This window comes from Aquirufa sp. (genome assembly GCF_044342065.1).
Taxonomy (GTDB): domain Bacteria; phylum Bacteroidota; class Bacteroidia; order Cytophagales; family Spirosomataceae; genus Aquirufa.
This window is the reverse complement of the sequence record NZ_JBIIQN010000006.1, coordinates 84,196-103,177: the sequence shown is the minus strand read 5'-3', so window position 1 is coordinate 103,177 and position 18,982 is coordinate 84,196. Positions and strand designations below refer to the sequence as shown.

Annotated in this window: 15 protein-coding genes; 10 read left to right on the top strand and 5 right to left on the bottom strand. The window is 42.5% G+C overall.

Annotation, left to right across the window (positions count from 1 at the left end; genetic code table 11):
- The 5 genes from ACIQZ2_RS04115 to ACIQZ2_RS04095 all read left to right on the top strand — a co-directional run.
- Nucleotides 1-619 (top strand): hypothetical protein (locus ACIQZ2_RS04115; RefSeq protein WP_395767575.1); only part of this gene is annotated, 619 nt, incomplete at its 5' end.
- Nucleotides 612-914: a winged helix-turn-helix domain-containing protein gene (locus ACIQZ2_RS04110; protein WP_395767574.1), complete on the top strand. Its 303-nt coding sequence runs from the start codon at nucleotides 612-614 to the stop codon at nucleotides 912-914. The genes ACIQZ2_RS04115 and ACIQZ2_RS04110, both read left to right, overlap by 8 nt.
- A 1-nt stretch (nucleotide 915) precedes the next feature.
- The gene (locus tag ACIQZ2_RS04105) at nucleotides 916-2,160 is read left to right on the top strand and encodes a hypothetical protein (protein ID WP_395767573.1); all 1,245 of its coding nucleotides are present in this window, start codon (nucleotides 916-918) and stop codon (nucleotides 2,158-2,160) included.
- A gap of 177 nt (nucleotides 2,161-2,337) precedes the next feature.
- Entirely contained in the window at nucleotides 2,338-3,252 is a 915-nt protein-coding gene (locus tag ACIQZ2_RS04100; RefSeq protein ID WP_395767572.1) for a TolB family protein, read from the top strand.
- 27 nt (nucleotides 3,253-3,279) lie between these two features.
- Entirely contained in the window at nucleotides 3,280-4,680 is a 1,401-nt protein-coding gene (locus tag ACIQZ2_RS04095) for a Gfo/Idh/MocA family protein (protein WP_395767571.1), read from the top strand.
- Nucleotides 4,681-4,709: 29 nt separating this feature from the next.
- Here the strand turns inward: ACIQZ2_RS04095 and ACIQZ2_RS04090 are convergent, their stop codons facing one another.
- Complete coding sequence (locus tag ACIQZ2_RS04090) at nucleotides 4,710-5,780, bottom strand: carboxypeptidase-like regulatory domain-containing protein (protein ID WP_395767570.1); 1,071 nt, start codon at nucleotides 5,778-5,780, stop codon at nucleotides 4,710-4,712.
- A gap of 150 nt (nucleotides 5,781-5,930) precedes the next feature.
- Between ACIQZ2_RS04090 and ACIQZ2_RS04085 the strand changes: the two genes are divergently transcribed.
- Together ACIQZ2_RS04085 and ACIQZ2_RS04080 are read left to right on the top strand one after the other, a co-directional pair.
- Complete coding sequence (locus tag ACIQZ2_RS04085) at nucleotides 5,931-6,998, top strand: bile acid:sodium symporter family protein (RefSeq protein WP_395767569.1); 1,068 nt, start codon at nucleotides 5,931-5,933, stop codon at nucleotides 6,996-6,998.
- A gap of 22 nt (nucleotides 6,999-7,020) precedes the next feature.
- Nucleotides 7,021-7,785, top strand: coding sequence for a sterol desaturase family protein (locus ACIQZ2_RS04080; RefSeq protein ID WP_395767568.1), 765 nt, complete (start codon nucleotides 7,021-7,023; stop codon nucleotides 7,783-7,785).
- On the opposite strand, the gene ACIQZ2_RS04075 is transcribed toward ACIQZ2_RS04080, so the two are convergent.
- From ACIQZ2_RS04075 to ACIQZ2_RS04060, 4 genes are all read right to left on the bottom strand, one after another.
- Entirely contained in the window at nucleotides 7,782-9,170 is a 1,389-nt protein-coding gene (locus ACIQZ2_RS04075) for a TolC family protein (RefSeq protein WP_395767567.1), read from the bottom strand. The two genes, ACIQZ2_RS04080 and ACIQZ2_RS04075, sit on opposite strands and share 4 nt — an antisense overlap.
- The gene (locus tag ACIQZ2_RS04070; protein WP_395767566.1) at nucleotides 9,160-10,473 is read right to left on the bottom strand and encodes an HlyD family secretion protein; all 1,314 of its coding nucleotides are present in this window, start codon (nucleotides 10,471-10,473) and stop codon (nucleotides 9,160-9,162) included. The genes ACIQZ2_RS04075 and ACIQZ2_RS04070 overlap by 11 nt, the downstream gene beginning before the upstream one ends.
- The gene (locus tag ACIQZ2_RS04065) at nucleotides 10,460-12,103 is read right to left on the bottom strand and encodes a peptidase domain-containing ABC transporter (protein ID WP_395767565.1); all 1,644 of its coding nucleotides are present in this window, start codon (nucleotides 12,101-12,103) and stop codon (nucleotides 10,460-10,462) included. The genes ACIQZ2_RS04070 and ACIQZ2_RS04065 overlap by 14 nt, the downstream gene beginning before the upstream one ends.
- A 181-nt stretch (nucleotides 12,104-12,284) precedes the next feature.
- Complete coding sequence (locus tag ACIQZ2_RS04060) at nucleotides 12,285-13,481, bottom strand: multidrug effflux MFS transporter (protein ID WP_395767564.1); 1,197 nt, start codon at nucleotides 13,479-13,481, stop codon at nucleotides 12,285-12,287.
- A gap of 83 nt (nucleotides 13,482-13,564) precedes the next feature.
- Between ACIQZ2_RS04060 and ACIQZ2_RS04055 the strand changes: the two genes are divergently transcribed.
- From ACIQZ2_RS04055 to ACIQZ2_RS04045, 3 genes are all read left to right on the top strand, one after another.
- Entirely contained in the window at nucleotides 13,565-14,410 is an 846-nt protein-coding gene (locus ACIQZ2_RS04055) for a ChaN family lipoprotein (RefSeq protein WP_395767563.1), read from the top strand.
- A 132-nt stretch (nucleotides 14,411-14,542) separates the two neighbouring features.
- Nucleotides 14,543-17,278 (top strand): c-type cytochrome, encoded by a 2,736-nt coding sequence (locus ACIQZ2_RS04050; protein ID WP_395767562.1) that lies wholly within the window; start codon nucleotides 14,543-14,545, stop codon nucleotides 17,276-17,278.
- Nucleotides 17,279-17,294: 16 nt separating this feature from the next.
- Nucleotides 17,295-18,932, top strand: a complete 1,638-nt coding sequence (locus tag ACIQZ2_RS04045) for a carboxylesterase/lipase family protein (RefSeq protein WP_395767561.1) — start codon at nucleotides 17,295-17,297, stop codon at nucleotides 18,930-18,932.
- The last annotated feature ends 50 nt before the right edge of the window (nucleotides 18,933-18,982 follow it).

The window sequence follows — 18,982 nt, the reverse complement described above, 5'->3', positions numbered from 1 at the left end:
AAATCACGAAGAACAGTTGGCCGCCATCCAAGAGATGCGGGATATGATGGATCAAGCTTCTCGATTCAAATCGATTAGTGGTTTATCGGGAATTTTGGCAGGAATCCTATCGATGGTATGTGTCTGTTTTGCTTATCTGATGACGGGCATTTCGCCATTTGAGTCAGAGGCGTTGGAACGGATGTGGCATTCATCACATCAGACTCTTCTCATCATCCTTATCAGTTCCTTGTTTATAATTTGTGTGGGGATTGGGCTGTTTATGGCAATGCGCAATGCACGCGAATCAGGCAAGCGGGCGTGGGATAATGCGGCCAAACGCCTCACCTATAGCCTAGCCATTCCGGTACTTACGGGAGGTATTTTTGCTATACTATTAATGCAAGTGGGATTAGTTTCACTTGCGGCCCCTGTTTCACTTCTATTTTATGGATTAGGGTTATTCAGTGCGAGTAAATATACCTTGGACGCCGTACGGTCAGTTGGCCTATTCTTTATCATTTTAGGTCTTTTGGCAACGGCCTTTTTAGCGTATGGGATATTGATTTGGGCGCTCGGATTTGGTCTGGTTCATATTTTTTACGGTTTCATCATTTATACCCGATACGAACGTGTCTAATTTATTTCAAGATCTGAATAAGGCTTTTGAAAGTCGGGTCCGACTGGGGATGATGTCCTTGCTGGTGGTTCAGGACGAACTGGATTTTGCGCGTTTGAAGGAATCGCTTCAATTAAGCGATGGTAACTTAGCGAGTCACATGCAGGCTTTAGAAAAACTGGGTTATGTAGAGGTGCGTAAGCAGTTTATCGGCCGTAAGCCCAATACACAATATGCCGCCACGGAATTAGGTAAGCAGGCCTTTGCTCAGCACCTTCTTAGTTTGGAGAAATTCATCAAACAAATGCAATCATAGCATGGAAAATCGCATTAAAGAAAATTTACATAAGCCTGAGGTATTAGAAAAATTATACCGGGCTAACCCAGCTGTTTTTACAGCTGCATTTCAACAAATCTATCCTGATGTTCAGTCGGAAATTGCTGCGCAATTTTGGTATGAGCGCTTGCGCGGGGTTCAATCAGAAATTACCTGGGGGAACTTGAGAGATTGGGTTTTTGTGGGTATTGCTGCGTTGATTGTTGCATTTTTCATGCAAATGCCAGATCTGTTCTCCATCTCGCATGATTTCTATTATCCGCGAAACATGGCATTTTTTGTGTTGCCTGGCATGGCTGGTTTTTTTGTTTTTAAGCAGGGACTGCCTTTCCAACGTCTTTTATGGCCAGTAGTACTGTTACTTTTTTCCGTTGTTTTTGTGAATTTGCTTCCGGATAATTTGTCGAGCAATACCTTGATTTTGACTTGCTTGCATGTCCCTTTGTTGATGTGGTTTTTAGTCGGTTATGTTTTCAGTGGAGCTCAAAGGGCAGAAGTTAAAAAGCGCGTCAATTTTTTGCGTTTTCATGGGGACTTGCTTGTCATGAGTGCAGTAATCTTGTTGGCAGGTGGCCTTTTCACAGCCTTAACGATTAATCTTTTCAACTTGATTGACATTAAAATTGAGGATTTTTATTTCCGTTATTTGGTGCTTTCTGTGTTACCTTCTGTGCCTTTGCTTGCGACGCTGCTAGTGCATCAAAACCCCACACTCGTCAGTAAAATTTCACCTGTAATTGCCCGAATTTTTACACCACTGGTCACCGTGATGTTAATTTTGTTTTTGTGTGCATTCATTTATTCGGGGAAAGATCCGTACAACGATCGTGATTTCTTACTGATTTTTAACGGGGTATTGGTAGGTGTTATGGCCTTGGTATTATTCTCCGTGAGTGAAGCGACGAAGGAATCATCATCATTTTTCCAACGGATTTCGCTTGTTACCCTAGCTGTTTTGGCGATTGTTAATAATGGGATTGCACTTTCTGCCATCGCTTTTCGCTTGTTGGAATTAGGTATTACCCCCAATCGATTAGCTGTTTTTGGAAGTAATATCCTGGTTTTGATTCATTTGATTTTGGTGACCCGCGAGCTACTAGGCTTGATCCGGGGACAAAAGAACCTAGGCGATGTGGAGGCTAGTATGACCTACTTTTTGCCTGTTTATGCGATTTGGGCAGCGCTAGTAAGTTTTGTATTTCCCTTTGTTTTTTCTTTCCAATAAACTGGTTTTAATTATCAGTTTTTCAAAATCAGTAAAGCCAGCAAACCACTACCTTTGGCAAACCTTGGAGGATTGCCAAAGGTAAGGGCCCCAAAGGTGGGGGAGAAAGGTAAGGGGGGAAATCAGGATAGGAATCTCATCCGATTCTGCGTAAACTTACGTAAATCTAAACCTCCCATGAAAAAAATACTTGCCCTGGCGCTCATCGCCAGCTCGCTATCGGCTCAGGTGCCCGCGGGCAAAAAAGTCATCAGCTCCTTGTATATCTATGACCTCAAGTCGGGGAAATCAGAGAAAATTTTAGAAGAAAAACGGCATTTTGAAGCACCCAACTGGTCACATGATGGATCGTTTTTACTCATCAATGCCTACGGGAAACTTGAAAAAGTAAGCCCTAAGGGGGAGAAATTAGGCGAACTGAATACGGGGACGGTGCAGAAGGCCAACAATGACCATGGCTATACCTTTGATGGAAAAACTTTATTTATTTCGAGTGGTAAGCCGGAGATTAAAGGCGGATCGTCCTTCATCTATAAGGTATCCGCAGACGGTGGAGAACCTGTCCAGTTGACCCCTTTGACACCTTCTTATTGGCACGGCGTTTCGCCAGATGCGAAAACAATGGTCTACTGCGCAGTTAGAAACGGGAATTTTGATATTTATGCCATGTCTACGGATGGAGGTGAAGAAATTCGGTTGACGACCAACGAAAGCTTAGATGATGGCCCCGAATACTCGCCTGATGGGAAATACATTTACATCAATTCATATCGTTCTGGGATGATGCAAATTTGGCGCATGAAGGCAGATGGTTCTGAGCCTGAGCAAATGACCTTTGACAACTATTCAAATTGGTTTGCGCACATTGCCCCCAACAATAAAGTGGCTACGATTATTACCTACATGGAAGATCAGCTACAGGCGCATCCGTTTGGCCGACAAATCAAATTGCGCTTGTTGGATTTGAAAACGAAGCAAATTAAAGATTTAACGGAGGAATTTTATGGGGGACAGGGCACGATCAACGTTCCTTCTTGGAGTCCCGATGGAAAAAAGTTCGCCTATGTGCGATACGCATTAGAAGATTTGTAAATTAGCAGTCGAAAAAATAACCTATTTATGAAAGATAACAGTTCCGCATCACGCAGACGATTCCTGCAGCAAATCGGTGCAACAAGTATGGTAGCCGCCGCGGCACCTTTACAATCATTTGCAGCTCAACAAAAAGCAGAAGAGCGAATTTTACGTTATGAAAAACCGATATCGGTAGGCGATAAAATCCGCTTAGGTGTCATTGGATTTGGGGTGCAAGGCCACTTTGATTTAGCCTCAGCCTTGAAAGTACCTGGCGTAGAATTAGCCGGAATTTGTGATTTATATACGGGTCGTATCGAAAATGCCAAAGAACTTTATGGCAAGGATCTTTATACCACCCGTAACTACAAAGAATTATTAGACCGCCCGGATATCGACGCGGTGATCATCGCCACGCATGACGTTTGGCATGCACGCATCACAATCGATGCACTCGCGAAAGGCAAGCACGTATATGTCGAGAAACCGATGGTCTACAAAATCAGCGAAGGCCAGCGCGTGATCGATGCACAAAAGAAATACAATAAGGTATTACAAGTTGGTTCTCAGCGCGTCAGCAGCATTGGTTTAGCAAAGGCGAAGGAGATGTTGGCCAACGGCGAAATCGGAAAGCTCAACATGGTCAATGCCGTATACGATCGTCAAAGTTCGATTGGTGCGTGGGAATATACCATACCTAAAGATGCGGATGCGTCTACTTGTGATTGGAATCGCTTCATCGAGGCAACGGCCAAAATGGAATTTGACGCCAAGAAATTCTTCTGGTGGCGTGCATTTAAAGAAGTTGGAACCGGCGTTGCGGGTGATTTATTCATTCACTTATTGAGTGGAACACACTTCATGACGAACTCAAACGGACCCGAAACCATCTTCTCTACCGGACAATTTAGCTATTGGAAAGATGGGCGTAATTTACCCGATGTGATGTCGGGTGTGATGCAATATGCAGATACGCCTCAGCATCCTGCTTTCCAATTAACCTTGCAAGTTAACTTTGTCAGTGGAACGGGTGGTCAAGAGGTGACTCGTTTGGTTGGTTCAGAAGGCGTAATGAACGTGAAGGGAAATACGATTTCTGTGACGCATAGCATTATGCCGGAGGCACCAGGCTTTGGCGGATATGATTCGGTGTTTACATTCTCGAAAAGCATGCAAGATGAAATGACGAAGGAATATAATGCCAAATGGGCAGAAGCACAACGCAAGCGCCCGATCAAAGAAGATGTGATTTTCAAAGCGCCAGCGGGATACGATGAGCACGTGGATCACTTTACGAATTTCTTTGATGCGATTCGTACAGGCAAGCAGGTCGTAGAAGATGCGACATTCGGTTTCCGAGCAGCAGCGCCGGCTTTGGCTTGTAATGAAAGTTATTTCAATAAGAAAATCATTCAGTGGGATCCGCTGAATATGAAACTAAAATAAGGAAAAGGCGCTCGCAAGGGCGCCTTTTTTTATGGCGTATAATCGAGGGGCAATAATTCTGCCATCCCGATGCGCCCCATGTCTCCCCGCATTTCAAGCGAGAAGGGATCTAATAAATTTCCAGATGGGCTTATTAACACAAGTCCTTTGGGAATTAATATGGTGTAAGGATACGGGGCATCGGGAAAAACAGGCCTAAGAACGCGTCGTTGGTTATAAACCAATTCAATGGCATTTTGGGTATCCAAGATATATAGATCACTAACTTGATAAGGCTTTATCAACTCAGCAGGCTTAAAAGGGAAGTGGCGATTCGTGGATATGTCATAAAATACACCCTTTCTTCCAGCAGAAGTATTTTGGATACCAGGTTTTAGCAAATAAGCATTAAACCCTTCTGCCTCTAAGTTATCTTCAAATAGCGCTTTCAAAAAATGAGCGAGTGATCCGAGGTAGGCTTCTTTCCTATTTTCATCCCAGTTTTTTTGTTGTTTTGGGGTAGTCGCGGTTAGAATTTCATAACGTGCCAATCCCCGAAACGAAGTAAGATTGCTGGTCTTTTCTAGTCGGTCTAGCGTATAGGTAATTTTGTATCCAAGACTGTAATTTTCTATCACCAATGGAGCAATAGCGGTAGCTACCAATCGATCATCTTCCTCATTAAAGTCTACCACTTCTTTGTTCAGTATTTGAACTTCTTTCCGATTATAGTTATCACCCAAGAAAGACTTTTCAAAGTTTCGTATTTGTCTCTCCCAAGCTTTATCACGTTTGGAACTTACTCGAACCTCGTCGAGTGTTTTGCTGTCTTCCTCCAACGAAATGTTGATCACTTGGGATTCCTTCAATAATTCGATAATGAATATTTTGGGTTTGTAGCCAACAAACGAAGCGACTAAGCGATGTCTTCCCGCACTTATGCGATTCAATTTATAGTTACCTAATGAATCAGCTTGTGCTCCTATGGTCGACCCTTCCAGATACACACTCGCTCCTGGAATGGCTTGAGCAGATTTAATATCTTGAACAATACCTGTTATTTGGTATTTTTCCTGAGAAAATAGGGTAAATGAAAGAAGAAGTAATAAGAAAATTTTCATAAGCCCCTGTTGGATAATTTTATGCCATGGGCTGCGCCTGGGTTCATGTACATTTTGGTTTGATTTGGCATAAGTTGTTAAAGTTAGCCTAAGCGATTTTAGGCTACTAATTTTATTTACTATTTTTAGTCCATTCTAAACGATAAATAAATGAAGCCAGTTTTTTTTAAGGCCTGTTTGGTTCTAGGTTTTATTGCAGCATTAGCAGCTGCGTGCTGTTTGTTTTTCGGAGTAATAGGCGCTGCTATGGGTTTCATGCTTTGTTTTGTTTTACTCGCCATTGGCTTTCAGGGTTTTCCTATTTTGAAAGGATTTTCTTATACCTTTTTCATTTTTGCGGCATCCACTTATGCGTTAAATTTCCCGGAAAATTTGGTGGATTTTCATGGGTTTCCCTTAAAGAAATTAGTAACACCTTTACTTGTTATTACCATGTTTGGTATGGGTATTCACATGAATTTGACACGTTTTGTTGAGATTGCCAAATCCCCCAAACCTATTTTTGCCGGGATTTTTTGCCACTATTTAATTATGCCGGGCATTGGAGTGGCTTTGGCTATGACGACCGACTTACCTCCTGAAATAGCGGCTGGGATTATTCTCGTAGGTTGTTCGCCAAGTGGCGTCGCATCAAATGTGATGGCCTATATATCGGGAGGGAATTTGGCATTATCGGTAACTGTTACGGCCATATCAACCTTGTTAGCCCCGTTAGTGACTCCTTTATTGATGAAAGTTTTAGCGAACCAGTTGGTACCCATCAACTTCTGGGACATGTTTTGGCATATTTTACAGATTGTTATTTTCCCAGTTATCGCTGGCTTGGTGTACAATAAATATGCCTATGGAAAACAGAAGTGGCTGGATAATTTGTTACCGATACTATCAATGGCGTCCATCATTTTCATTGTAGCATTGACGGTTTCTGCGGGTCACGATACGCTCTTATCAATCGGTTGGCTATTGATTTTAATTGTACTCATTCACAATCTATTGGGCTATTTTTTCGGATATAAGATTAGCAAATGGATGGGGATTAATGAGCAAGATTCGCGGACAATTGCCTTTGAGGTAGGCCTTCAAAATGCAGGACTAGCTACGGGAATTGCAGCTAAAATGGGTTTCATGGCGACGATGGGCCTAGTGCCCGGTATATTTGGTTCGATGCAGAACATAACGGCGTCTGTTTTAGCGAATTGGTGGGGACGTAAAAAATAGATTTTAATCGTAAATTGCGTCCATGTTTTTCTCAGCTGATAAGTTTATTGAAATATTTAGCAAAGTTAGTGTCCGCTATTTCATGGTAGCTGGGGCTATTTTCTTGCTTTTTTATTACCTACTTCGCCCGCGCATTGCTCGCTATAAAATTCAGCTAGCTTTCCCCGCTTCCAAAGACTATTTGCGGGAGGTTATGTACTCCTTTTCGAGTATGGTTATTTTTGCTGTGATTGTCACGGCTGTAGTCTTTGACCCAGCGGTTCGGCCATTTACGACGATTTACAAGGAGATTGCTGATTTTGGCTGGGCTTATTACCTATTGGCTTTCCCGATCATGTTTGTCATGCATGATACGTATTTTTATTGGATCCACCGGATTATGCATCATCCAGCATTATTCAAGTGGTTTCATTTGGTGCATCATAAATCTACGAATCCGTCCCCTTGGGCGGCCTATGCTTTTCACCCCTTGGAGGCGATTTTAGAAAATGGAATCATCTTGATTTTTTATTTTACGATTCCAATGCACGTGTCCCATGTGCCGATTTTCTTCTTCTTTTCAATCGTGTATAACATCTATGGACATTTAGGCTGGGAGCTTTATCCAAAGGGATTTAGTCGGACGACCATCGGTCGCTGGGTTAATACCTCCGTCGCCCACAACCAGCACCATAAATATTTCAAGGGCAATTATGGCCTTTATTTGTTATTCTGGGATCGTTTGATGGGAACGTTACGTACGGATTACGACGATGCGTTTGATTTAGTGAAAAATCGAAAAGCCTAGTTTTCGTATAGTATTCCCGCACTCGCCTGCAAGGCAAATGTAGTTTTCTGGAGATAGGCTTTTAGGTCTACCAACTTCTCTGCAGCTTCAAGGGATTTCATTTCCCGACTGTTGATTAGAAACAAAGAAGATTCCCCGTTATCAAATCGTTGCTCCTCTGCTTTTACAAGTGATTGAAAGTTGGTATATGCCAATTGCTGTGTTTGAATTTGTTTTTGTAATGCCTCAAATTGGTTAAAATAATTTCGAATCTTAATCTCCACTTGAACCTGTTTTTGATTCAAATTAAGTTGCTCATTTTCGATTTTTAACTTGGCTGCTTGATAGGCACCGCGACCTTCTGAAAGACGGAGTGGCAATTCAAATTTAACGCCATATTTATAGTTGTTTTCCAAGAATGAAGCACCCATTAGTGATGGGCCACCTCTCGACAAATGGTTATAGCTTAAATCAAATTTGGGCAATAAGCTTTGAAACTTTAACCTTTTTTCAATCCCCAATACGGCTAATTTATTTCGGTAGTTATTGAGTTCTGGATGATTTTGCATCGCCTTATCAATAAGACTTTGGAGATTGAGGTCAGCATTTGCAAGTAAATTAACCACATCGTTTGGCGTTGGAATCACGTCCTCGGCTAAATCTACTGGATTGCTTTCTACATTCCAAAGGTAGGCGGAGAGACCGATGCGAGCATTCGCCAATTCTAATACCTTTGTTGTCAACATATTCTCAAAAGTTTGTTTTTGAGTCAAGGCTTCTAAGGTATCAATAGCAGGTCTATCGCCAAACTCTACACTCTTCTTAACAAACTCTAAACGCTTGGACGCATTAATGTAGTTGGCCTGTACCAACTGCCAAGCTTGGTAACTTCTAACCCAAGAAATATAGCTTTCCATCGCATCTAATAGTAGCTTATTTAGCTCGGTGCGCTGGTCTTGAAGCGCCATTTTTTGTAAAATTTTGGCTTGCTGAAGGACCGCTCTCCGCTTATCCATCAATAGGTTTTTAGCTAATGGAATTTGAACGCCGATATAACTCGTTTGGCCAAAAGTTTGGCTTGGATCAAGTCGCGTTCCTCTGATATTTTCTATTCCTGCATTGAACTCGATTCCATACCAGGTAGGAATGCTAAGGGAAGGCGCATGGTAATCGATGTAATTTTTCCCATCCAAGGTTTTTTGCGTACTGTAATGTTCCAAAATAGGGTCAAAAGCACCACGCGCGATAGTCAGTGAGGCATCAGATTGTTTAATTTCAATCAAAGTTTGCTTAACAATGGGATGGAAATTTTGAACAATTTGCCAATATTCGGAGGAACTTAACGTTTTTTGCTGGCCAAAACTTACGTTAAATATTAGCAGTAAAAGCAAGGCTTTATTTTTCATTCTTATCCTTTTTTGCTGTTTTGCCTCGATAGTAATCAGGCGGGAATCCGTTGATGTTTCGCCATAATTCATACCAAATAGGTACATCGTTTAATAGGGCAATTCCTTGTGCCCCTGCACCGATGCGCAGTTGCCTTGGCCATCTCTTCCCTTTGGGATCTTCCTCTACAATGACCCGGAAGAGCCCTTCGTCATTGATGGTATTTTCAACAGCTCGAATTTTACCTGGGAAGGTACCAAAACTTTGATTTGGCCATCCGCCAGCAAATAAGATTACAGGATATCCATCAAAAATTAAGCGGACTTCTTCACCGCGAACGACAAGAGGCAAATCGACAGGCCGCACAAAAATCTCGACTGCTATATTGTTATTATCTGGAACGATCGTTAACAAATCTTCGCCTTCCTTGATAATTTCACCTAAACCGGATTTTGTTGCTTTAATAATTTGCCCTGATTGTGGGGCAATGATGTAGTACATCCCATTCCGAATGGTATAATTTGTTACCAGATTCTCAAGTTTAGCAATGTCCCCTTTGTTGGTTTCAACTTGGCCTAAACTTTGGAATCGTTCTCCTTCGGCCTTATTAATTTTCTCACTGTATTCTTGATCAACGCCTCGAAGTTCAATTTGGGCGTTAGCAATATCCTGCAAGGTTTGATTTACTTTATTTTCTGCCGTTGTCTTTTTAGCGAGCGAATTCTGCATCGCGACACTGCGTTGTTGGTATTGTGTTTGCGATATCAAACCTTCGCGGTACATTTTTTGATTACGTTCGAATTGGTCCTTGGAAAGATTGTAGTCATTCTGTGCAGCCTCAAGCTCCGCTCGCTCACCCGTAATTTTTTGTTGTAATTGCTTTATCTTATTGTCAACCTGATTTTGCTTCAACGTTAATGAGCGTCTTAGGTTTTGAATTTGATCGTTGGTCGCCAGTACTTTTTGCTCGTAATACCGAAGCGAACCCTCTTTTGCCGTAAGCTGCTCTTGTGTTCGCGGTATCAGGTTCGGGTCAAGGTACTCCCCTTTAATCTCGGTAATTTTAGCCAGCGTATCACCTGCTCGCACTGTATCACCTTCTCGTACCCACCACCGACTGATTTTTCCAGCAATTGGACTATATATCTTTTGCGGTTTTTGCTCTTGGTAAATACTCGTGATATTTCCCTTGCTACGTATGTTTTGAGTCCAAGGTAAAAAAATGAGCGCTAGCGTAAGTATCAGCAACGTGATTAGCCACGGCTTAATCTCAGTGCTTTTCCTTTCTTGGTAGATGTGGTCAAAAGCATTAAATTTTTCCATGGTGCATGTTAATTTGTTGGTCTGTCATTCGACTAAAATCCGCATCATCTGAAACGACAACGACTGTGATATCCTTAGGTAAACTCAAAAGGTGTTTTTTAATGATCTCCTTATTTTTTGTTTCCATTCCTGCCCAAGGCTCTTCAAGTAAAAGTAGTTTTTTATCACCACAAAGAGCTCGGAGTAATAAAATTTTCCGAACAATGGTTTGTGGCGTTTTTTTACCTATCGGCTCAATAACTGACTCGAAACCAGCGGGGAAATGACTTAATATATCTTCAAATCCAAGTTGCTGGGCTTTGGCCAAAATTACTTCGCCTGTAATTTCTTTTTGACCTAAACTGATGTTCTCCCAAAGCGTACCACCGAAAATCTCTTGCCCGTGAAGTAATATTCCCGTGTTTTTGCGTAGACTTTTAAGGCTGTAATTGTGAATAGGGAAGTGGTTAATTTGAAAACTACCCTGAAAGTCTTGGTAATTTCCTGTTAGTATACGCAGTAACATCGACTTCCCTGAGCCCTCTGGTCCTGTAACACATACCTTTTGTCCAGGTTTTAGGTGTAAGCTAATCGAATCTAGCACTTTTTTATCCTCGTCGAATGAGAAACTGAAATCGGCCAACTGCACATCTATGCCTTTTTCGGCGTTCAATTCCATTGTTCCAGAATGTTCCAAGGGACTTTCGGTGACACTTGCAATTTTTTCTAGACCAGTGATTACATCGTATGCACTATCCAAACTCGTGATGAGTTTTTCTACTGCACCGATGACCATTAAAATGACGATTTCGGCGGCAATAAATTCACCAATATTTAATTGTTGTTCAATCAACAAGTATGTCCCCAACGTCAACATGAGAACAGTTAAACTAACCTTGAAGAATATTAATGTTTTGTATTGAAATAATAAGACATGAAAATGTTGAGTCCGTGCTTCTAAATACCCACGTGTTTGTTCGTTGGTTTTTTTAAAATTCATGTCCGAACCTTGACTGAATTTGAAGGATTTTAGGGTTCGGCCGATTTCATTGAAAAACCCTACGACCTCGTATTTGTAATTCGATTCTTGAATGCTAGTTGCAATACCTCTTTTACTTGTTAAGTTAAAAATCAATACCAAGAGGACAATGAGGAAAATGCCCAATAAAATAAACAGAGGATGATACAAGGAGAGCAAAAGTATACCAAATGCAATTTGTACGGTGGCAATGGGAATATCTAATAGTAATTTGGCAAATCCTTTTTGAATATTAATGGTATCAAAAAAGCGATTCACTTTCTCGGGGATGAAATAGTGATCCATTTTTTTTAAATCCAAACGCGGGATGGTATCAGCAAAGATGTACGCATAACTTGTAAATACGCGTTGCTGAATAGTCTCGATGATCTTCATTTGATTAAGCTGTAGGATTCCTACGAGAAGAACGCCTAAAACAACTAAGAAAATCAAGACATAGATGGAACTTACCATAGTGGCACCCATTACCAATCCAATGATTGTTTGTACGCCTAATGGCAAACTCAAATCGATTAAACCGCTAAGCATAGAGAAGAGGTAAATGGAAACAACTTCTTTTTTATGCAAATTGACCAGGTTGACAATTCGATTAAACGGATTGGATGGCGCCATGTTATTTTGTTAGTTCGGTAAAATTAAAAATACTTTTTAATATAATGCTAAACCTATTGCCTGTAGAGGTGAAATACATTTAGTGCTCATGTTAATATAAGTTAATTTTGGTGGTAAGCGTCAAAAACTTGGTCAATCACAGGGATTTTTCTAGTAAAAACGTATCCCAAAGGGAATGGCGTTATTTTGTTACAATTATTCTACGGCCAACGATGAATAAGATTGTATTTGCCAATACAGCGCACCCGAAAATGATAATCGCCATCGTGAACGGTGTGCCGTCAAACAAAAGCCCCACAAGCATAGAGCAAACGGCTCCCCAAGCCATTTGGATGGAACCCAACATCGCTGATGCCGTTCCGGCTCCGCGGTGAAAGGGACGTAGGGCAAGCGTCGCCACATTGGGGAAGTTAAATCCTTGACAACCCATAATTAAAAACAAGAGGAAGATGTTTAATTCCATGGTCAACAATTCGAATTTGGCTAAAATCGATAACAATAAACCTAATGCTAATTGCGTAGGTAAGGTCACGCGCAAAACCTGTAAGCTGGTGTACTTTTTAAGTACCACCCGGTTCAGTTGGCTCGCTGAAATAATCCCCGACGCCACAATCGCAAACAAGAAGCCAAACTTCGATTCACTAACTCCGTAATACGTCAAAAAGGTCAATGGTGCTCCTCCTACGTAGGTGAAAATACTTCCCGCACCAATCGCACCAGTAAAGGCAAATACCAAGTATTCTTTTTCTTTAAAAAGCGCCCGGTAGGCTTTGGCAATAGTAGTTATCCTAAATGGTCCCTTTTTTTCATGGTTAATTTTCTCCGGTAGCCACGATCTGATTAAGAAAATGATGACCAATAAGATTCCTGCTAGCACGAGGAAAATGGCTTTCCAACTGGCGATTGTCAACAATAAACTCCCCAATGATGGGGCAAGAATGGGTGAGACACCTAAAATTAAAATCATAAAGGACATGATTTTAGGACGTTCTTTTTCCTCAAACGTCTCGCGGATAACGGCATTGGGAGCCACCATGCCCACACTACCCCCCAAGGCTTGGAATAAACGGAAAACAATTAACGCTTCCACAGATGGGGCAAACGCACAGGCAATCGAACTTAAAACATAGATCGATAAGCCAATGTACAATACATTTTTTCGCCCAAAATGGTCTAGTAATGGGCCACTTATTAATTGCCCCATGCAAATTCCAAAAAAGAAACTCGACAGAGTAAAGCCCATTTCCTCCTGCGAACAATTCAAGGCATGTGCGATATTTTTAAATGCGGGTAAATACATGTCGATGGACAAAGGCCCGATCGCCGAAAGTATTCCGAGAATTAAGATGATTTTCGTGCGGTTTGCAGAAGTAAGCATAGGTATGCGGCATTTTTGAAAGCGCAAAGGTACGCCCAATGTTTGGGAATATTCGTACTTTAGCCAAAGCTATTCCTTTTCCTATGAGATTATTGGTACTTTTTCTGACCTTATCCTTGACCCTTCAGGCGCGCGATAAGCCTGCTTATGTTTTATACAATGCCCAAGGGAAAAAACTACGCTTTGAAAAAATGCTCAAGCAACTTCAACGACAAGATGTTGTCTTATTTGGGGAGTTACATAATAACCCCATCAGCCATTGGTTGGAGCTTGAAGTTACGCAGGCTTGTGCGGAAAAACGCCAACTCATCTTAGGTGCGGAGATGTTTGAGCAGGATAATCAGCAAGCCTTAACGAGTTACTTACATGGTAAAATAACTGCGAAAGGGCTCGATTCATCGGCCCGACTGTGGAAAAATTATCGGACGGATTATGCGCCGCTGGTGAACTTTGCCAAAGAGAAAAACATCCCCTTCATCGCGACCAATGTCCCTCGAAAATATGCTAGTTCGGTGGCGCGTGGAGGTTTTGAAAGTTTATCAAATCTGTCTATGGAAGAGAAGGCTTGTATTGCTCCGTTGCCCATTGCCTACGATGCTAATCTACCGGGCTATCAAAAAATGTTGACCATGATGGGCGAACACACCTCACCGAATATGCCGAAAGCCCAAGCGTTGAAAGATGCGACGATGGCCCATTTTATTTTCTCAAACTGGACTCCAGGCACTTTATTTATTCATTATAATGGCTCCTACCATTCGGATTTCCATGAAGGGATATCTTGGTATTTGAAGCGTTCTAAATCCGATATCAAGATCGCGACCATCGCTACTGTTACTCAAAAAGAGATTGATTCACTGCTTCCAGAGCACTTTTTGAAGGCCGACTACATCATTTGTGTAGAGGAGGATATGACCAGTACCTATTAAAATATAAGATTAAACGTTTATTAAAAGGTAAATTTTTCAGCGGGTCTGCCCTGCTTATTCGCGCTAACCTGTTGTAATTCAGTGAAATTCTGATTTCCTTGTCATTAATTCTAAACCTAGTAATTAATTGTCATGAAAAAAATAGCCGCATGGTGTCTTTTCGGGACGCTGTCGATTTCCCTTTTAACCTCCTTTAATGTTGCAAAAACAGCATTTAATCCACTGGATTCGCTGCGTTTACCCGCAGGCGTAGATCCCAACGATGAAAATTGGAAAGGCATTGACTTATCACCTAAAGATCCCGTTAGGCCTTTGTCCGTAGAAGAAGAAGCCAAACGCTTTCAGCTGCCTCCCGGATATAAAATTCAACCCGTATTGACGGAGCCTGCAATCCAACAACCCGGAGAAATTGTATTTGATGGTAATGGTCGCATGTATGTATTGGAATTGCGCTCATATATGTTGGACGCCGATTCCAAAAACGAACTCGAACCCATCAGCGTTATCTCGCGCTGGGAAGATAAAAACAACGACGGCGTCTATGAGACCGGAACTACGTTTGTAGATAAATTGATCTTCCCTCGTTTCGTACTCCCGTATGGAAAAGATGCTGTTTTGACCATGGAGTCTGATACCGATAATATCTATAAATATACCGATACCAATGGAGATGGGAAGGCCGATAAAAAAGAGCTTTTTACTACGAAATATGGTCGGTCGGGGAATGTGGAGCACCAACAAGCCTTCTTGTTTTATGGCATGGACAATTGGTTATACAGTACCGTAAATGCCTTTCGTATTCGTGAAACGCCGAATGGTATTATTCGGGAAAAGACCGGTGCCAATCGGGCTCAATGGGGAATTACCCAAGATGACAATGGTAAATTATGGTTTCAAGGAGGCGCTTCAGGTGTACCATCACATTTCCAATTCCCGATTCAATATGGAAATTATGATGTCCCAAATGAATTAGCCAAAGGTTTTGAAGTTCCTTGGGGTGCCGCTGTTAAAGTTGCCGATATGCAAGGCGGAATGGATGAAATTCGTCAGCCGGATGGTTCGCTGAATCGCGTGACCGGATCAGCTGGAAACGATATTTACCGGGGAGATCGTTTACCGGCTTCGTTACGGGGCCAACTATTTTATGGGGAACCTGTGGCTCGAATAGTCCGTCAAATTAATCCCGTAGTGAAAGATGGATTGACGACTTTACACAACGTTTTTCAAGACCAAAAATCAGAATTTTTAAAATCAACGGATCCCTTATTCCGTCCAGTTGACATGGCTACCGCACCCGATGGAACCATGTACATTGTGGATATGTATCACGGCATCATTCAAGAGGGGCAATGGACGCCCAAAGACTCCTATTTACGATTGAAAATCGACCAATATCAGTTAGATAAAGTGGTGGGTCTCGGGCGTATTTGGCGCATTACCTATGAAGGTCAAGAGCGTGATAAGAAACCGGCACGCATGTACGATGAAAAATCAGCAACACTTGTTACCTACCTAAATCATCCCAACGGCTGGTGGCAAGATATGGCGCAGCAGGTTTTGGTATTGCGAAAAGACAAATCGGTCGTGCCAGCTTTAAAACAAATGGCATTAAAAGGGTCGACGATAAATGGTCGAATTCATGCACTTTGGACGCTTGAGGGCTTGGGTGCTTTAACAGCGCCAACGGTTCAATCATTAGTTGCAGATGCAAATCCACGCATGCGAATCCAAGCATTGAAAGCATCCGAAACATTGTACAAAGCGGGAGACAAATCGTTTGCCTCCACCTATCAAAAAAGTATGTTGGACGCTGATCCTGAAGTGGCGATGCAAGCCATCTTCTCTTCGAAGTTTGTGAAGGTACCTGAACTGGCGGAACATGTGAAAGCGAGCTTGGTGAAACACCCAAGCGGTGGGGTGAAGTTGGTGGGCGAACAAACCATCACACCCCCAAAACCACGCCAAAATGGGCCGTTTAATGCCGCCGAATTGAGTAAGGATCAAAAGGAAATTTTGGCACGTGGTGAATTGGTTTTCGCGGAACTTTGCTCACAATGTCACGGCAATGATGGCATGGGGAAATCGGCTGGCAATAATAAACTATTAGCTCCGGCTTTGGCAGGAAGTTTCCGTATTCAGTCACATCCTGAATATGCTGTGCGGGTTTTATTGCATGGGTTAGATGGAGTTGTAGATGGGAAAAATTATGCAGGTGGCATGATGCAACCGATGAAAGAGCAGTCGGATCAATGGATCGCAGATGTTGTTTCGTATATCCGCAATGGGTTGTCGAATGATGCGTCGTTTGTAACGGCCCAACAAGTCGCTGCGATTCGGGCAAAGACAGCCAAGCAAGCATCGATGTATAAGTATGAAGCACTGATGAAAGTTGTTCCGCAGGAATTCCCTGCCGATGCGGCTTGGAAATTTACGGCAAGTAATACCGTTTCTACGCGTGTGGGGGGCAATGCCTCACCACGCAGTGCGACAAATTATGAGGGTTGGTCGACCGGAATTACGCAAGCCAAAGACATGTGGTATCAGATTGAATTTCCGCAGTCTATCAACTTGTCTGAATTTCATTTCACGTCCAATACGACCTTTAAACGTCCACCTAAGCCGACGCCCGGTGTAGCGCCAACAATGATTGCAACCTATCCTCGGGTGATGCATCTGGAAACTTCGTTGGATGGACTTACTTGGAATACCCATGTGGCGAATTGGAAAGGAAAAGAAGGGGATAATATGGTGAGTTTTGACCAAGTGAAAACAAAATATGTGCGGTTGAAATTAGCGGAGGGTCTGACGAAAGAGGCAGATGAAATTCCGTGGTCCATGCGCCAAGTAAAAATTTATGGAATTAAATAAACAACCTATATTAATTATGAAATCAAATCGCAGAAATTTTATTCAGTCCTTGGGATTGGGTGCCGCATCACTGAGTGTGGGGAAGGGAGTATCAAGCTCCGTTGTGGCCAATGCAGATGATCAAGTCCTATTTGTGGGGGATCAAATTGCGGTTGCACAAACTGAATATGGCCAGGTGCGTGGATTTATTTTACGTGGAATTAATCAGTTTTTGGGGATACCGTATGGTGCGGATACGAGTGGTAAAAATCGCTTTATGCCTCCGCAAAAACCTGCGGCTTGGTCTGAGGTAAAACCGTGTGTTTGGTGGGGAAATACGGCTCCACAAATTATGGAGAAGCGCTATGCAAATGCGTATGCTTCGTTTGTGGATCATTGGAATTACGATGACGTTTCAGAAGACTGTTTGCGTCTGAATGTTTGGACGCCAGCGATAGATTCGAGTAAGCGACCGGTAATTGTATGGTTGCATGGCGGTGGATTCACGAATGGAAATGCGATCGAGCAAGATGGCTATCACGGGGAGAATATTTCTCGCTTAGGGAATGTTGTTTTTGTCTCGATCAATCACCGATTAGGGCCTTTTGGATATTCACATCTCAAAGCTGTAGGCGGACATCCACATTCCGGGAACGTGGGTAATTTAGATATGGTTGCCGCGCTGGAATGGGTGAAGAATAACATTGCACATTTTGGTGGTGATGCTGGAAACGTGACCATTATTGGTCAGTCAGGTGGTGGCGCGAAAGTGACTACATTGATGAATATGTCAGCTGCCAAAGGTTTGTTTCATAAGGCAGTTGCTTTGTCTGGAACTTCGCTAGGAGGTGTCAATAAAGAATATGCGGAGAAACTTGGTGTGAAAGTGATGGAGGAGGCTGGTTTGAAACCGGGTGAAATCGAAAAACTCCAACAAATTCCTTGGCGTGAATACATTGATATTACCTCGCGTGCGGTGGAGAAAATGAATGAGGAGGCTAAGAAAATGGGCATAGCACGCGGAGGATTTTCGCCGGTGGCGGATGGCGTGACGATGAATGACCAACCGTTCTTTAGCGACCCGAATCATTTTTCGGCTGATATACCGTTGATCATCAATACAACGTTTCATGAGTTCAGTCCATCGCGTACGGACGCGAGTTTAGAATCCATTAGTTTGGCTGGGGTTGTGGATAAAATCAAGTCGCGTTTTGGAGATCAATCTGCGGCGATTGTGGAGGCATTCCATCAAAACTTTCCGAATGCTAAGCCGATTGAACTTTGGGCGATGATTAACTCAAACCGAAAGGGTGCCATTGCCGCGGCAGATGCCAAATTCGCTCAAGGCAAAGCGCCCGTTTATGTTTCATGGTTCGGCTGGCAGCCACCACTTTTCGATGGTCGGATGCGTGCGTTCCATTGCGATGATATCTGTTTTTGGTTTTATAATACGGATTTGATGTTGACACATACCGGCGGAGGCAAACGCCCTCGCGCATTGTCTACTAAAATGGCGAAGTCCTTTTTGAACTTTGTCAAAACGGGAAATCCAAACGGCGGAGGCTTGCCAAATTGGAAGCCGTATACCAAAGCAAATGGCGAGACGATGATTTTGGACGATCAAAGTGCATTGGTTAATAACCCGGATGGACAAGCTCGAAAAGCGTTAGGTTAATTTAAAAAGCCCGGTTATAATGCCGGGCTTTTTTTAAATAATACGGTTAC

Excerpts from the sequence above, each read along its gene's own strand:
- ACIQZ2_RS04105 (WP_395767573.1), top strand. The coding sequence starts at position 916 with ATGGAAAATCGCATTAAAGAAAATTTACATAAGCCTGAGGTATTAGAA.
- ACIQZ2_RS04100 (WP_395767572.1), top strand. The coding sequence starts at position 2,338 with ATGAAAAAAATACTTGCCCTGGCGCTCATCGCCAGCTCGCTATCGGCT.
- ACIQZ2_RS04095 (WP_395767571.1), top strand. The coding sequence starts at position 3,280 with ATGAAAGATAACAGTTCCGCATCACGCAGACGATTCCTGCAGCAAATC.
- ACIQZ2_RS04090 (WP_395767570.1), bottom strand. The coding sequence starts at position 5,780 with ATGAAAATTTTCTTATTACTTCTTCTTTCATTTACCCTATTTTCTCAG.
- ACIQZ2_RS04085 (WP_395767569.1), top strand. The coding sequence starts at position 5,931 with ATGAAGCCAGTTTTTTTTAAGGCCTGTTTGGTTCTAGGTTTTATTGCA.
- ACIQZ2_RS04080 (WP_395767568.1), top strand. The coding sequence starts at position 7,021 with ATGTTTTTCTCAGCTGATAAGTTTATTGAAATATTTAGCAAAGTTAGT.
- ACIQZ2_RS04075 (WP_395767567.1), bottom strand. The coding sequence starts at position 9,170 with ATGAAAAATAAAGCCTTGCTTTTACTGCTAATATTTAACGTAAGTTTT.
- ACIQZ2_RS04070 (WP_395767566.1), bottom strand. The coding sequence starts at position 10,473 with ATGGAAAAATTTAATGCTTTTGACCACATCTACCAAGAAAGGAAAAGC.
- ACIQZ2_RS04065 (WP_395767565.1), bottom strand. The coding sequence starts at position 12,103 with ATGGCGCCATCCAATCCGTTTAATCGAATTGTCAACCTGGTCAATTTG.
- ACIQZ2_RS04060 (WP_395767564.1), bottom strand. The coding sequence starts at position 13,481 with ATGCTTACTTCTGCAAACCGCACGAAAATCATCTTAATTCTCGGAATA.
- ACIQZ2_RS04055 (WP_395767563.1), top strand. The coding sequence starts at position 13,565 with ATGAGATTATTGGTACTTTTTCTGACCTTATCCTTGACCCTTCAGGCG.
- ACIQZ2_RS04050 (WP_395767562.1), top strand. The coding sequence starts at position 14,543 with ATGAAAAAAATAGCCGCATGGTGTCTTTTCGGGACGCTGTCGATTTCC.
- ACIQZ2_RS04045 (WP_395767561.1), top strand. The coding sequence starts at position 17,295 with ATGAAATCAAATCGCAGAAATTTTATTCAGTCCTTGGGATTGGGTGCC.